Origin of the sequence: Winogradskyella ludwigii, assembly GCF_013403985.1 — a bacterium.
GTDB lineage: Bacteria > Bacteroidota > Bacteroidia > Flavobacteriales > Flavobacteriaceae > Winogradskyella > Winogradskyella ludwigii.
This window is the reverse complement of record NZ_JABFDF010000001.1, coordinates 482403-497114: the sequence shown is the minus strand read 5'-3', so window position 1 is coordinate 497114 and position 14712 is coordinate 482403. Positions and strand designations below refer to the sequence as shown.

Genomic DNA, 14712 nt, shown 5'->3' with positions numbered 1-14712 from the left:
TCGGTTAAGCACAAATAAATTTTGTACCAACTTTCTTATTATTGATGATATCTATAATTACATTTTCCTTTTTACCGTTAGCGATGTAAGTTGGGATATCTTTGTTTGCAGTGCCTTTAGCTATTCTTAATTTTGAAGCCATACCACCACGTCCTTCACCTTCTTTTTTGTTAGATTCTTGAACGTATTGTTCTACATTCTGGTTAGACTTAACTTCATTTATTTTAATAGAGTCATCATCATCTGGATGTCCTGTATATAAACCATCAGTATCCGAAAGAATAATTAATCGGTCTGCATCTAGAAGTTCTGCCACTAAACTTGCGAGCTCATCGTTATCAGAGAACATTGACATTGTTAATGAAACGGCATCATCTTCATTTGCAATTGGGATTACACCTTCAGCAAGTAAACCTTCGTAACAATTAATCATATTTTTACGATGTTTACCGATATCAAAATCTCGTTTCGTAGCTAGGACTTGTGCACAACGCATACCATAGTCGTGAAAAAGACTGTAATAATGCCTCATCATTCTTGGTTGACCTACTGACGAATAGACTTGCCTTCTTACGGACTTGTCTTTAATGTTAGTTTCTCCTAATATTTCCATTCCTGCCATTGCAGAACCAGAGGATACCAGGATAACCATAATATTTTCTTCATATAAAACAGAAATTTGTCTTACCAATTCACGAAGTACTGGTCCTAAAATTCTATTGTCTTTATTTGTTAGTACGTTGGTTCCTACTTTTACAACCACTCGTTTTATATTGTCGCTCATATATTATTTGTCTTTACCCAATTCTACAGCTCTATCAAATGCAGCATAAGCGGCATCTTCTATTAACTGTTTTACATTATTGTCGTCCATAGAATCAATAGCAGCTTGGGTTGTGCCTCCTTTTGATGCTACTTTAGCGATCCAAGATTCTGGTGATATATCGTTTTGGTTGAAAAGTTCTATAGCTCCCTCAAACGTACTGCTTACTAGAACTTTAGAATCGTCATCAGAAAAGCCCATTTTTTGAGCGGCTTCCAACATAGATTGCATAAAGTAGAATACATAGGCTGGTCCACTTCCTGAAATACCTGTTGAGGCATCTATAAAGTTTTCAGAATTAACATGAATTGAAGTTCCTGTTGTATCTAAAAGGTTTCTTATCATTAGTAATTCTACTTTAGAAACTGTTTTAGATTCGGTGTAAGATGTGACACCTTTTCCTACTTGTGCAGGTAAATTAGGCATCGTTCTAACTACTTTTTTTGCATCTAATTTTTGTTGAATAGTATCTATAGTAACACCAGCCATCAAGGATACAAAAATTTGATTATCGTTTAACATTGATTTCATATCTTTAAATAATCCATCACTGTGATATGGTTTTACGGCAATAAATACAATGTCTGCTTTTGGTAAGCAATCCTCTAAACGATCTAAAACTTTAAATCTTGAATCTTTACGTAATACAGCTATTTTTTCAGGATCAGTATCATATATTCTCAGTTTATGCTTACTTAATAATGGCGATTCTGCCATACCTTCTGCATAGGTTAAACCCATGTTGCCTGCTCCAATTACTAATACTCTCATTTTATTTGTTGAATTAATTCAACTTAATTACCGCAAGGACTATACAGAAGTGCCAAAACTAATTATTGATTTAAAGAATTGTGATATTCTAAATCATTTGTGTAAATAATTGAGATACCAAAAATGTCTCGTAGATTAACCTAAGGAAATGAAAATCTTAAGATTTGCGTTTACTCGTGAAACTGACAGGCTGTCGGTGACAAATTGGGTTTTATGCATAAAAAAACCTACCAAATTTTATTTTGATAGGTTTTGAAACTTTATTTTATTGATTTTACTTCTGTTCTGCCAAACCACGTGTTAACCAACCTCTTCTGTTGGCTGTTGCAATTGCATAAGGTGTAATCCAAAATAGAGCGAATGTAAATACAATACTATAGGTATAAGCCCAAAAGCCTTGAGTTGTTTTATACTGACTTGTGAAAAATAGAACTGAAAATGATGAAACCACCATAATAGTCACAAGCGTAGATCCTAAAAATAATAAAGGATGAACTAACACAAAGAATAACATTGAGATTAATAATGGATAACTCATTATTATTTTTACAAATTGACTAATAAATAAAATTCGTGTTCCTGTTTTTCCTTTAGCTCTAAAATTAGTGAATACGTATTTGGCCATTTCTAAATTTTCTCTCACATTACTTCTTCCCCAACGAATAAACATTTTATATAAACCGATGTATTGTTCTGGAACATTGGTGTAAGCCACAGCGTTTTTTTGAAATAAGACGTGTTTACCTTGCTTAATTATCATGTTAGTCATGGCTCTGTCTTCGCCAATATCTGATGGCTGTCCCATAAATGTTTGGTTAATCCATTCAGGTAAACAGGCATGCACTGCTGTACTTCTGTAAGCAGCTAAAGCGCCAGGTGTACATAGTACAGAATTCAAATTACTTTCAGCAGAACGCACAAATTCAAAACTCATTACAAAACTTACATCCAACATTTTTGGAAGCATTGCTTTTTTATTGTTTAAAACTCTGATGTTTCCTGCTACAGCACCACAATTTTCATCTTTAGTAAAAGGACTCACTAAATTTCTAAGTGTATCTTCTGTTACTATTGAATCGCTATCTACGGTTACATAAATATCTCCTGTGCCTAAATTGAATCCACGATAAAGTGCATGACGCTTTCCTTGGTTTTTAGGTTGTTGGTAAATCTCTAAACGATCTCCTAATTGTTTTTTAGCATCAAGCATCCAAGTCCAAGTATCGTCTTTACTACCATCATCAATAGATATAATTTGTATTTTATCTTTTGGATAGTTGCTATTATCTAAGCTCATTAAGGTATCCCAAACTTGTTTACCTTCATTATAAGCAGGAACAATTACTGTAATGGTTGGTAATTCTTTATCAGAAACAGATGCAACAGGCTTGTATTTGTAGTAGTTGTAAGCTTTGTAGACGAAAAACAAGGCTTTAGAAGCTAATAGAATAGTTGCAGAAACTATAAATGTGTATCCTATAGTTGAACTCATTCTATTGGCATTAAACTCTTCAAAATCGCCATAAAAAACAGAAAGGAAATACACACCCATAAGCAAAAGACAAAAAGTACTAAATAGTACAATTTTATTATTAGGGTTTTCTGTTTTTGATTTACTATTTAGAAATAAGTTGAAGCTATCAGATATTTTTTTTGTTCTACTTTTAGTGTTCGAGTGAACAGATTTTGAGGATGATTTTTTTGACGCCATAGATTTTGTTGTAGATTGATTAACTAAAACAGATGTACGTAGATTATTACAATTTGGATTTTTTTTGAGTTTTATTTAACATTAATAAACAGTATCATAATAGTATAAATTAATCAATTAAAGGTGGCAAGTGTTTGTAAATCAGTTTTGTTTTTGATGTAAAAAAAAATCCTTAAATAGAATTTTCTATTTAAGGATTTAATAAAATATAGTATTAAAAGAATTTAATCTTCTTTTTTATCTTCTCTAGGCTTACGATCATCACGTTTGTTATCACGTCCGCGATTATCTCTTCCTCTATTATCACGTCCACCAGAACGTTTATCATCTCTTGGTGGTCTTGCAACATAACCTTCTGGTTTTGGCAAGATAGCTTTACGAGATACTTTTTCTTTACGAGTTCTTGGATCTTGTCCAAAATACTTCACATCAAAAACATCTCCCATATTAACAACGTCAGATACATTTTCTGTACGTTCCCAAGCTAATTCGCTTACGTGTAATAAAACTTCGTTTCCTGGTGCATCCATATACTCAACAACAGCACCAAAATCTAACATTTTGATAACTTTTACTTCGTACACGCTACCCACTTTTGGCTTAAATAATATAGCATCAATTTTTGCCATAACAGCATCAATACCTGTTTTACCAACACCTAAGATTTCAACAATACCTTCTTCAGTCACTGGATCTTCGTTAATAACGATTGTTGTCTCAGTTTCTTTTTGCATTTCCTGAATCACTTTTCCACCAGGTCCAATTAAGGCTCCAATGAATTCATTAGGTACACGTCTTGTTACCATTGTAGGTGCATGTTCTTTTACATCTGCATTAGGTGTATCAATAGTATCTGTTAATTTACCTAAGATATGTAAACGACCATCACGTGCTTGTTTTAGTGCATTCACTAAAATCTCGTAACTTAATCCTTTTACTTTAATATCCATCTGGCAAGCAGTAATACCTTCAGAAGTACCAGTTACTTTAAAATCCATATCTCCTAAGTGATCTTCATCACCTAAAATATCAGATAATACAGCGTATTTTCCAGATTCTGCATCAGAAATTAATCCCATTGCAATACCAGAAACTGGTCTAGTCATTTGTACACCTGCATCCATTAGTGCCATAGTACCAGCACATACAGTTGCCATAGAAGAAGAACCGTTAGATTCTAAAACTTCAGATACAACACGCACAGTATAAGGACAATCTGCAGGAATCATTCCTTTTAAACCACGTTGTGCTAAATTACCATGTCCAACTTCTCTACGAGATGTTCCACGAATTGGTCTAGCTTCACCTGTACAAAAAGGAGGGAAGTTATAATGTAAATAGAAATTCTCCTCACCTTCGTAAGATGGCATATCTATTTTGTTAGCATCTCTAGAGGTTCCTAAAGTTACTGTAGCTAATGCTTGAGTTTCTCCACGAGTAAAGATTGAAGAACCATGTGTAGATGGTAAGTAATCTACCTCACACCAGATTGGTCTAATCTGGTCAGTCTTACGACCATCTAAACGTAAACCTTCATCTAAAGTTAAATCTCTAATTGCAGCTTTTTCAGCTTTACGGTAATAATCAGAAATTAATCCACCATAATCTGCTGTTTCTTCTTCAGAAAAAGAAGCTTTAATATCTTCTTTAATTTCTTTAAATGCAGCAGTTCTTTCATGCTTAGAAGATCCTGCTTTTGCTATAGCATATACTTTATCGTATGCCATATCACGTACTTTCTTCTCTAAATCTGCATCTGTTCTTGCTGCTTCGTATTCACGAGTTTCTTTCTTTCCAAATGCTTCAGCTAATTTTAACTGTGCAGCACATTGTACTTTAATAGCTTCGTGTGCAAACTTAATAGCGTCAGCCATTTCGTCTTCAGAAATCTCATCCATTTCACCTTCAACCATCATTACAGAATCAGCTGAAGCTCCAATCATCATATCGATGTCAGATTCTGCCAATTGTGCTCTTGTTGGGTTGATAATAAATTCACCATTAATACGTCCAACTCTTGCTTCAGAGATAGCACATTCAAAAGGAAAATCTGATAATTGAATAGCTGCTGATGCTGCTAATCCTGCCATGGCGTCTGGCATAACGTTTTCGTCATGAGACATTAACTGTATCATCACTTGCGTTTCTGCTGTGTAATCTTTTGGGAATAATGGACGTAATACTCTGTCTACTAAACGCATAGTTAACACTTCGCCATCACTTGGTCTTGCTTCTCTTTTAAAGAAACCACCAGGATAACGACCTGCAGCTGCAAATTTCTCTCTGTAATCTACCGTTAACGGTAAAAAACCAAGATCTTTTTGTTCGTAATTGGAAACAACTGTACATAACATCATACATTTTCCTGATGTTACAACAACAGAACCGTGTGCCTGTTTTGCTAATTTTCCGGTTTCGATAGTGATTTCTCTACCATCTCCAAGGTCTATGACCTCTTTAAATACTTTTGGAATCATAAATGTTTTTTAAATTCTAATTCTAACGCATTATTGCTCGTTAGAATAATGTTAAACAATGGTCGTTGTGTTGCTGTTGTTGTGTAGTAGTTGTGTGTGACCAATGAAAAACCGTTAGACCTGAACTGAATTCAGGATCTAGCTTCTTCAATTTTGGTTTTTATACTCGTCCAAAATCGAGTTGTTTTTATACCAAAAAACCACGCTGTTAGGCGTGGTCTTTATATTGAGATTATTTTCTTAATCCTAATTCTTTAACTATCGCACGATATCTTAAGACATCTTTCTTAGTTAAGTAATCTAATAGGCTTCTTCTTTTACCTACTAACTTTACTAGTGAACGCTCTGTGTTATAATCTTTACGATTTTGTTTTAAGTGCTCAGTTAAATAGTTAATTCTGTAAGTGAATAAAGCAATTTGCCCTTCTGCAGAACCTGTGTCCTTTGCATCTTTACCATGTTTTGTAAAGATGGCTTCTTTTTCTTTTTGATCTAAATACATTCTAATATTATTGTAAATGATTGTTATGTATACGAAAGCTCTTCTTTCGAGCGGCAAATATACTATTTTTTTGTGATCTATAATTTTTTTTATTGACTTTTTGTTAGGCTTAAAACCATATAATTATGCCAATTGAGATTTACAATATAATCGAATGGCTCGGTAAAGGTTGAACTATGTTACGTTATAAAGATGAGATGTTTAAGTCGTTGAGTGAATTTCTCTAATGCTTATGACGTTTTATGTTCATCTGCTCAAACATCTTTAAGAATATGGCTAACGTAAATTTTGATTAAAACTTATGAATTACACAAAGCCTCCCAAATTATTTTGGAAGGCTTTGTGTAAGGATTGTAATAAATTAAATCGTGTTATATAATATCGATTGTTGCTGTAAGATCTACATTTAAAATAATATCAAAAACGACAGGTGTTGCACTAACTGTTCCTGATAAAGTTGCAGTAACAGAGATATCGTTCTCTAAGGTATTAGCGATAGCGTTAATAGCGCTAACATCAGAAATCGTATAAATTGTATTATCACTATCTGATTGTTGAAGATTTATGTCAGAAACTGAAATAGTTGTACTACCAAAAGTTAGTAATCCATCTGTTAATATAGCTCCTTCTGCTCCAGAAAAGTTATCGATTTCGTAGGTTATTGAATTGATGGTAACATCTTGTATTAAGTCTAAATTGTCTTGAATGTCTTGATTGGTAGAAATGTCTATGTCTGTGGAAACATTTAAACTTGCTGGCATACCTTCAGTATCTTCAGGGATAGAAATATTAAAAGTACTTGAGAAATTTTCAGAAACATCGAATTCTGTTAATTCGTCTAAGCTTTCGCAAGAGAATACTGTAGCTACGAGTAGTAATAAAACACTAAATTTTGTTATAATTTTCATCATTTTGAATTGTTTTTGTTTCCTTTTAGTGTCTTGGAAAACAGAAAGGTAAACATGATTTAGGTCGAAATGTATTAAATAAAAATTAAAACACAAAAAAAGAGGTTATTTAAACCTCTTTTTTTGTTTTCTTTTAAGCTCTTATGGGCTGATTTTTTATTAAATCAATATATAAATTGACTTGTTTTTTTAGATTTTTTCGATGTGTAATAAAGTCTAAGAAGCCGTGTTCTAATAAAAATTCAGAAGTTTGAAAGCCTTCAGGTAATTCTTTTCCTGTAGTATCTCTTACAATTCTTGGTCCTGCAAATCCAATTAGTGCTCCAGGCTCTGCAATGTTAATATCTCCTAACATCGCAAAAGATGCTGTTGTACCACCTGTTGTTGGATCTGTACATAAAGATATGTAAGGAATACTAGCATCTGCTAATTGTGCTAGTTTTACAGAAGTTTTAGCTAATTGCATTAATGATAATGCTGCTTCCATCATTCGTGCACCTCCAGATTTACTAATAATCATCAAAGGTGTTTTGTTTTTTAAGGCATAGTCTGCTGCTCTGGCAATTTTTTCACCTACAACACTTCCCATTGAGCCTCCAATAAAACTAAAATCCATACAGGCAATCACTATGTCTTGTCCATTAGATTTACCTACTGCAGTTCGTACTGCATCTTTGAGGTTTGTTTTTGCTTGTGCAGCTTTTAGGCGATCTGGATACTTTTTAGTGTCTTCAAACTTAAGAGGATCTTTAGACGTTAAATTAGCATCTAACTCTTTAAATTTATTGTCGTCAAACAAAATTTGAAAATACTCATTACTCCCAATTCTTACATGGTAACCATCTTCTGGGCTCACATAAAAATTTTGTTCTAATTCTTTTGTATCTATTATTTTTCCAGTTGGAGATTTATACCAAAGTCCTTTAGGAGTATCTTTTTTTTCTTCTGTAGAGGTATGAATACCTTTATCTTTTCTTTTAAACCAAGCCATATCTATTATTTAGGTTTAGTATCCATTGAGTACTTACTTCGACAATCGTAGTAAGATATCTAGGATAGGTTTTAGGTTTACGATTTTGAAATCTTAAAATTTCTAATCGTTGTTTTAGTTAGTTATATTTTGCTATTGCAAAGTGCACAAAATTACCATTAATTTAGTGAAACCCCAAAATTGAAGGAGCCAACTAAATAGTTTAATTATACACGACACATAAAAACCCATTAAAACTCTGATTTTGAGTTCTAATGGGTTTCTAATAAATGTTTAAAATAATTATAATGTATCTACATTATTTAAATCCTCAAATGCTTTTTTAAGTCTTGCAACAAAAGCATCTTCTCCTTTACGTAACCAAACTCTTGGGTCATAGTACTTTTTGTTTGGTACTTCAGGTCCATCAGGATTACCAATTTGAGTTTGTATATAATCTTTTTTCTCTTGCACGTAATCTCTAACACCGCTTAAAAATGCATATTGCATATCTGTATCAATGTTCATTTTAATTACACCATAGCTAATTCCTTCTCTGATTTCTTCAACTGTAGAACCAGATCCACCATGGAATACAAAATCGATATGGTTATGTTCAACACCATATTTTTCAGTAATATATTCTTGAGAATTCTTTAATATTTTTGGAGTTAATTTTACATTTCCTGGTTTGTAAACTCCATGTACATTTCCAAAAGCAGCAGCAATAGTAAACTGATCACTTACTTTACTTAACTCTTCGTAAGCGTAAGCTACTTCTTCAGGTTGTGTGTATAATTTTGATTCATCAACATCACTGTTATCTACACCATCTTCTTCACCACCTGTAATACCTAATTCAATTTCTAAAGTCATACCCATTTTACTCATTCGAGCTAAGTATGTTTTACAAATTTCAATGTTTTCTTCAATTGGCTCTTCAGAAAGGTCAATCATATGAGAACTATATAAAGACTTTCCTGTTTCTTTAAAGTGCTGTTCACTTGCATCTAATAAACCATCAATCCAAGGTAATAATTTTTTAGCACAATGGTCTGTATGTAAAATTACAGGCACACCGTAAGCTACTGCTAATTGATGCACATGTTTTGCTCCGGCAATGGCACCTTGAATAGCTGCGTTTTGACCTTCGTTACTTAGGCCTTTACCTGCATTAAATTGAGCACCTCCATTAGAGAATTGAATAATAACTGGTGCGTTTAAATCTCTTGCAGTTTCTAAAACAGCGTTAATAGTGTTAGAACCAATAACATTTACAGCAGGTAAGGCAAAGCCTTTTTCTTTAGCGTAATTGAAAATGTTTTGAACTTCTTTTCCTGTAGCAACTCCAGGTTTGATATTATGACTCATAATTATTATATTGAAAATTTATGTATCAAAAATACATAAATTTTGAGTATTTATTAAGCCTTATCTGTTATATAATACCGAAAACGTTATAGTTTTAACAGATTTCTGTTTTTTGATTTTCAGGAATTAATTTGAAGCTTAAGTTTTTAATTATGAATTGCTTAATTATTATAATTAATAATAATAGAGTTAAAAAGGGTAGTTAATACCAATGTTGTAAACGGCATTTCTAAAGTTGTATTCTCTAAACCATCTGTTGCTTTCATCTTGAGATGGATCATAGGTTTTAAAACCAATATCGAAACGTAATACAAAGAAATCAAAATCGTATCGTAAACCAAAACCAGATCCTATAGCAATATCTTTTAAGGAGTCAAGGTTTGTTAATGTAGCATCTTCGTCAGTAACATTATCTAAAACATTCCAAATATTCCCAGCATCTACAAAGACAGCACCTTTAAAGGCACCAAATAAACTAAAACGTTGTTCTGCACTTAAATGAAGTTTAAAGTTAGCTTCGTTAAACTCATCTGTGCTTTTAGAGCTTCCAGGACCTAAATTATAAGCCGTCCAAGCCCGATTATCATTTGGTCCACCAGCAAAAAAACTTTCTGCAAATGGAATACTGTTAGCGTTTCCGTACGGAATTGCAATACCAGCATAACTGCGGAACGCCAATACATTTTTGTTGCCTAAATCTATATATTTAATGTAATCAATTTCGGTTTTAAAATATTGAGAAAATGCAACATCAAAGACTTCGTAATTTCCAGCATCATTTTTAGATGAGCCAATAAGGTTAGAGATATTAGATAAAAGGTTGCCAGCAAGCTCAAAGCGTAATTTAAGAATTGAGAAGTCATTGTCAAAAATATTATTTCGTTTATCTTTTTTGTAATCAAAACTTGTAGAAACAATAAGGTTGTTTTCTGTGAGTCGTTCTTTTCGTTCGTTAATATTATTTACGGTTAAATAATCATCGTCACTAGATACTAAACTGGTATTGCCAGACAGCACATCATCGATAAAAACTTCTGCAGGATCATATTGATTTGACCCTAAATCGTCATCGGATAAAAAAGCATCACTAGCAATATAATTGATATCGCGAGCAATTGAATTTAAACTAATAAAAGAATTATCGTAAACACCAAAGTAGTTGCTAGTATTCAGGTTTTTAACAAAATTAATATTAAATAATTCTAATTTGTTGGTTACCGATTTTGAAGGGTACCAATTATAACTGAATATTCCGGAAAGCGATTGTTTATCTAATCCAATATTTTGTTGACTCGTAGCAGATAAATTTATAGCTGTGCTTGGAGACATGTATTTAGGGATAATCTTCCCTGTTTTAAACGGGCTGAGTAGTCTTGGGATGGTTAATCGAATATTACCACCAAATTCATTAATATCAAAAAAAGCATCATCAGGATCGTTACGGGATTTAGAGGCTCCAATGGCTGCTATTCCTGTTATTTCTAAAACTTCTGCTCCTCTAAAAATGTTTCTTATTTTTAATCCTGAACTAAATGAAAATCCTATACTTTGAATATTACTTTGATTAATATCAGAATCAAAACTCAACGCATATTTCTTTTTAGGTTCTAAAAATATATTCGCAGTAAGTGTGGTATCACTTTCATTTTCAATAAAATCTATATTTGGATACCTAAACATTTGAAGGTCGTTAAGGTAGCGTGATGTTCTACTTTGAGCTAAAGCACTGAATTTTTTTCCTTTGGCAATAAAAATGGCATCTGTAAGTGCTTTGGGTTTATATCTCAGTTTTCCTTTGCTATAAAGATTAAAGCCTTTAAATGTGGTGGTGTCTGAAATTGCTTCAAATCGATTCTCAAAATTATCATCGGTAAAAATGTTGACTTCTTTTATTTTATAAACTTTAAACGGAGTTGTCGTTGTAGAATCGTCTCCTCTGATTGTTCTGTTGGCTATAATTAAATCAGTATGTATTTTGTGATTGGTGTTAATGGTATCCATTTCAAAACGGATATAATCTTGTCCAAAATAATAAAAACCAGAGTTACGCAAATAGGTATTGATGCGATCTCGCTCATTTTCATAATTTTCTTCATCGTATTGTTCACCTTTCTTAAGTAAACTGTTTTTGCTAAATTCACTGTAAAGCGAATCAATTTCAGGGCTGCTTATAAACGGTCTCAGAGAATCTAAAATATAAGGTGTCTTTTTTTTAACCTTATAAGTTACTTGTGCCAATTTATTACTGTCTTTTACAACATCATAACTTATTTCATTGTTAAACCAGCCTTTGCTGTAATAGTATTTTCTTAGATTACTCGCTGTTTTAATCGTTTTATCTTCATTGTAAATTACAGGAGCTTCACCAGTACGTTTTAACCAAGCGTTAAAATTACGTCGCGATTCCATTAATTTATCAAATTGCTTTTTAGATAGGAGTGCTGTTTTTCGTTTTACTTTAGAAGAATCACTTAAAACATTAGCGTACAAAATGGAATCTATATTAGGCCTCGCAAGATTGTATATGTGAAGTTTTAAGGGAAAGCCTAAAAACTTTCGCATTCCAGAATTCGTCTTTTGTTCAATTATATTATTAATACGTTCATTACTAACATGAGTACTATCTTCTAAAATAGTAGTGTTGCTAACAAGGTAGTCACCGTCTTTTACACGTTTTACAACATTACAAGAGCACAACAATAAGACACATAGCAAAAGTAATATGCGACGATACATTGAATTTTGGTTGGTAATAGATGTTAAACTAAACTTTTGCAAACTTAAAATAGGTGTCTTGTTTATGAGTATTGAATGAAACAAAAATAATACCATTTCTTCTTTAGAAATAGTATAGTCACGTTAATTTCGAAACGTTATTAAATCAAAAAAGGTTTACTTTGTATTTTATGTAAATGTAAATACATTTTAATGGTATCAAAGAATCAAATAAAGTTAATTAAAAGTTTAGATCAAAAAAAGGCGAGACAACAAAATGGTTTATTCATTGTTGAAGGCATAAAAGGAATTTCAGAGTTTTTAAAGTCAGACTATATTCTGAAGAATCTTTTTACCACAAAATCAATTTTTGAAGCTCCAACAGCATTAACGACTGAAATTTCAGAAGCCGAATTAAAAAAAATATCAGGACTTAAAAACCCAAATACAGCTTTAGCTATTTTTGAAATTCCAAAACAGAAAGTGTCTCATGAAAAAGGTTTAATAGTCGCTTTAGATGCTGTACGAGATCCTGGGAATTTAGGGACTATAATTAGGCTTTGTGATTGGTACGGAATTAAAGATTTAGTTTGTAGTATAAATACTGTAGATTGTTATAACGCTAAAGTGGTCCAAGCAACAATGGGCTCTTTAACTCGTGTAAATATTCAGTATTTAGATTTACAAGAGTATTTAGACACAAATAAAACCGTTGTATTTGGAACATTCTTAGCAGGAGAAAATATCTATACAGCAACGTTGCCAGAAGAAGGTGTTATAATCCTTGGAAATGAAGCCAACGGAATATCTGAAGCTATAGAAGCAAAAGTGACTAGAAAAATAACCATTCCTCAATTTGGAACCACAAAAGCAACAGAAAGTTTAAACGTTGCAAATGCGACGGCAATTTTATTAAGCGAATTTAGGAGACGCGTTTATTGAAACGTAAAGTTAATAAAAACACCTCTCGTTTGCATTTTTGAAATGTTTCCTGTCCATGGACTGTTAGGATCGGCATCTCTAATAATTTCGTCATTCATAGCAAAAACGCCACGAATAGAGGGTGTGAATTTAAAGTAGAGTAAATACAAATCTATACCGAAACCAAGTTCGTAGAAATATGTATTTTTTTTCATTCTAAATTCTCCAGAACTATTATCGTTTGGATTGTCTTGATTACTAGATAGGTTTAAAGCTGTAGAAACACCTCCAATAATAAAGGGTTTAAAGTTATTGATTCGCTTTGTAGATATTTTTAATAAAAGCGGAATATGAACATAAGTAGATTTTACCTCTCTAAGCAAATCAGAATCATTAAAATCTACTCCTTGAAAATAGCTCTCATCATAGCGTATATTTCTTGTTGTAAAGAAAACACCTGGCTCTAATCTTAAATTCATATAATCATTAATACGAAGATCACCAACAAGTCCCAAATGAAATCCAAAAGAGTCATCAACGAGAATATCTTTTAGGTCTTCATTGTAGTCAAAATTAAAGTCGTATTTGTTAAAGCCTAGAAAATAACCCCAAGTCAACAACTTTTGATCAATATTATCTATAGGATTAGTTACTTTTTCTTTAGTAAAAAGTTGTGCAGACGTACTTTGGATTGCTAATAAAAATACTAAAAGGACAAGAATTCGCTTCATATTATGCTTTAGATGCTGAGTAAATAGTTGCCACACCCATTGTTTGTGGCAAGTCTTTGACATTTATAAACCCAATTTTTCGTAAAATATTGTTTAAAGCTTCACCATAAGGAAAAACAGAAGCAGATTCACTTAAATAACTATAGGCTACTTTATCTTTAGAAAAAAGTTTTCCAATAGTAGGCATAATTAGTTTCGTGTGAAATTTATAACCAGCTTTGTAAATAGGATTTGTAGGCACTGAAGTTTCAAGAATAACAAAAATACCATTTGGTTTAAGCACTCTTAGGATTTCGGCAAGGCCTTTTTCAAGGTGTTCAAAATTACGAACGCCAAAAGCTACAGTAATCGCATCAAAGGTGTTATCTTCAAAAGGTAAATCTTCAGAATCACCAATAACCATAGAAATAAGCTTGTCTAAACTCTTATGATTAATTTTTTGACGACCAACCTCTAACATGCCATCGCTAATATCTAATCCAATAATTTCTTTAGCGCTTGTAGTGGCTAGGCTAATAGCTAAATCGCCCGTTCCTGTTGCAATGTCTAAAATGTTTTCAGGATTGGTTTTAGCAACCAAGTCTACCACCTTATTTCTCCATTTTATGTCTATCCCAAAAGAGATCACGCGATTTAAGCCATCGTATTCTTTTGAAATCGTATCGAACATTTTAGTAACCTGAACTTTTTTAGATTGGTCACTATTCTTGTATGGATTTACTTTTTCAGCCATAAAAATTTTTTGCAAATATATGGATAAGTTACAAGGACTTAAAGTTGGACGTATTTAAAGTTAAAATAAATATACATGA

12 protein-coding genes are annotated in these 14712 nt (G+C 32.4%); 1 reads left to right on the top strand and 11 read right to left on the bottom strand.

What is annotated here, in order from left to right; all coding sequences use genetic code 11:
- Positions 1 to 4: 4 nt before the first annotated feature.
- From proB to tamL, 9 genes are all read right to left on the bottom strand, one after another.
- Positions 5 to 784: a glutamate 5-kinase gene (proB, locus tag HM981_RS02130; RefSeq protein ID WP_179336938.1), complete on the bottom strand. Its 780-nt coding sequence runs from the start codon at positions 782 to 784 to the stop codon at positions 5 to 7.
- 3 nt (positions 785 to 787) lie between these two features.
- A complete protein-coding gene (gene proC, locus HM981_RS02125) occupies positions 788 to 1594 on the bottom strand; it encodes a pyrroline-5-carboxylate reductase (RefSeq protein ID WP_179336937.1) in 807 nt (268 codons plus the stop codon).
- A 274-nt stretch (positions 1595 to 1868) separates the two neighbouring features.
- Positions 1869 to 3305 carry a glycosyltransferase gene (locus tag HM981_RS02120; protein ID WP_179336936.1) on the bottom strand — a complete coding sequence of 479 codons (1437 nt, stop codon included), beginning with the start codon at positions 3303 to 3305 and terminating at the stop codon, positions 1869 to 1871.
- 224 nt (positions 3306 to 3529) lie between these two features.
- On the bottom strand, positions 3530 to 5782 hold the full coding sequence (locus HM981_RS02115) for a polyribonucleotide nucleotidyltransferase (protein WP_179336935.1): 2253 nt from the start codon (positions 5780 to 5782) through the stop codon (positions 3530 to 3532).
- A gap of 232 nt (positions 5783 to 6014) precedes the next feature.
- The gene (gene rpsO / locus HM981_RS02110) at positions 6015 to 6284 is read right to left on the bottom strand and encodes a 30S ribosomal protein S15 (RefSeq protein WP_179336934.1); all 270 of its coding nucleotides are present in this window, start codon (positions 6282 to 6284) and stop codon (positions 6015 to 6017) included.
- Between the two features lie 371 nt (positions 6285 to 6655).
- Positions 6656 to 7195 carry a hypothetical protein gene (locus HM981_RS02105; RefSeq protein ID WP_179336933.1) on the bottom strand — a complete coding sequence of 180 codons (540 nt, stop codon included), beginning with the start codon at positions 7193 to 7195 and terminating at the stop codon, positions 6656 to 6658.
- A gap of 130 nt (positions 7196 to 7325) precedes the next feature.
- Positions 7326 to 8183: an acetyl-CoA carboxylase, carboxyltransferase subunit beta gene (accD, locus tag HM981_RS02100; RefSeq protein WP_179336932.1), complete on the bottom strand. Its 858-nt coding sequence runs from the start codon at positions 8181 to 8183 to the stop codon at positions 7326 to 7328.
- 282 nt (positions 8184 to 8465) lie between these two features.
- Positions 8466 to 9533: a class II fructose-bisphosphate aldolase gene (fbaA, locus tag HM981_RS02095; protein ID WP_179336931.1), complete on the bottom strand. Its 1068-nt coding sequence runs from the start codon at positions 9531 to 9533 to the stop codon at positions 8466 to 8468.
- A 189-nt stretch (positions 9534 to 9722) separates the two neighbouring features.
- Positions 9723 to 12269, bottom strand: coding sequence for a translocation and assembly module lipoprotein TamL (tamL, locus tag HM981_RS02090; RefSeq protein ID WP_179336930.1), 2547 nt, complete (start codon positions 12267 to 12269; stop codon positions 9723 to 9725).
- 192 nt (positions 12270 to 12461) lie between these two features.
- On the opposite strand from tamL, the gene HM981_RS02085 reads away from it, so the two are divergent.
- Positions 12462 to 13190, top strand: coding sequence for a TrmH family RNA methyltransferase (locus tag HM981_RS02085; protein ID WP_179336929.1), 729 nt, complete (start codon positions 12462 to 12464; stop codon positions 13188 to 13190).
- Here the strand turns inward: HM981_RS02085 and porT are convergent.
- Positions 13184 to 13900: a type IX secretion/gliding motility protein PorT/SprT gene (gene porT / locus HM981_RS02080; protein ID WP_179336928.1), complete on the bottom strand. Its 717-nt coding sequence runs from the start codon at positions 13898 to 13900 to the stop codon at positions 13184 to 13186. The genes HM981_RS02085 and porT overlap by 7 nt on opposite strands.
- Position 13901: 1 nt before the next feature.
- Positions 13902 to 14633 (bottom strand): bifunctional demethylmenaquinone methyltransferase/2-methoxy-6-polyprenyl-1,4-benzoquinol methylase UbiE, encoded by a 732-nt coding sequence (gene ubiE, locus HM981_RS02075; protein WP_179336927.1) that lies wholly within the window; start codon positions 14631 to 14633, stop codon positions 13902 to 13904.
- Positions 14634 to 14712: the final 79 nt, after the last annotated feature.

Coding starts and splice junctions, on each gene's coding strand:
- porT (WP_179336928.1), bottom strand. CDS start 13,900: ATGAAGCGAATTCTTGTCCTTTTAGTATTTTTATTAGCAATCCAAAGT.
- fbaA (WP_179336931.1), bottom strand. CDS start 9,533: ATGAGTCATAATATCAAACCTGGAGTTGCTACAGGAAAAGAAGTTCAA.
- HM981_RS02105 (WP_179336933.1), bottom strand. CDS start 7,195: ATGATGAAAATTATAACAAAATTTAGTGTTTTATTACTACTCGTAGCT.
- HM981_RS02085 (WP_179336929.1), top strand. CDS start 12,462: ATGGTATCAAAGAATCAAATAAAGTTAATTAAAAGTTTAGATCAAAAA.
- tamL (WP_179336930.1), bottom strand. CDS start 12,269: ATGTATCGTCGCATATTACTTTTGCTATGTGTCTTATTGTTGTGCTCT.
- HM981_RS02115 (WP_179336935.1), bottom strand. CDS start 5,782: ATGATTCCAAAAGTATTTAAAGAGGTCATAGACCTTGGAGATGGTAGA.
- rpsO (WP_179336934.1), bottom strand. CDS start 6,284: ATGTATTTAGATCAAAAAGAAAAAGAAGCCATCTTTACAAAACATGGT.
- proB (WP_179336938.1), bottom strand. CDS start 784: ATGAGCGACAATATAAAACGAGTGGTTGTAAAAGTAGGAACCAACGTA.
- accD (WP_179336932.1), bottom strand. CDS start 8,183: ATGGCTTGGTTTAAAAGAAAAGATAAAGGTATTCATACCTCTACAGAA.
- ubiE (WP_179336927.1), bottom strand. CDS start 14,633: ATGGCTGAAAAAGTAAATCCATACAAGAATAGTGACCAATCTAAAAAA.
- HM981_RS02120 (WP_179336936.1), bottom strand. CDS start 3,305: ATGGCGTCAAAAAAATCATCCTCAAAATCTGTTCACTCGAACACTAAA.
- proC (WP_179336937.1), bottom strand. CDS start 1,594: ATGAGAGTATTAGTAATTGGAGCAGGCAACATGGGTTTAACCTATGCA.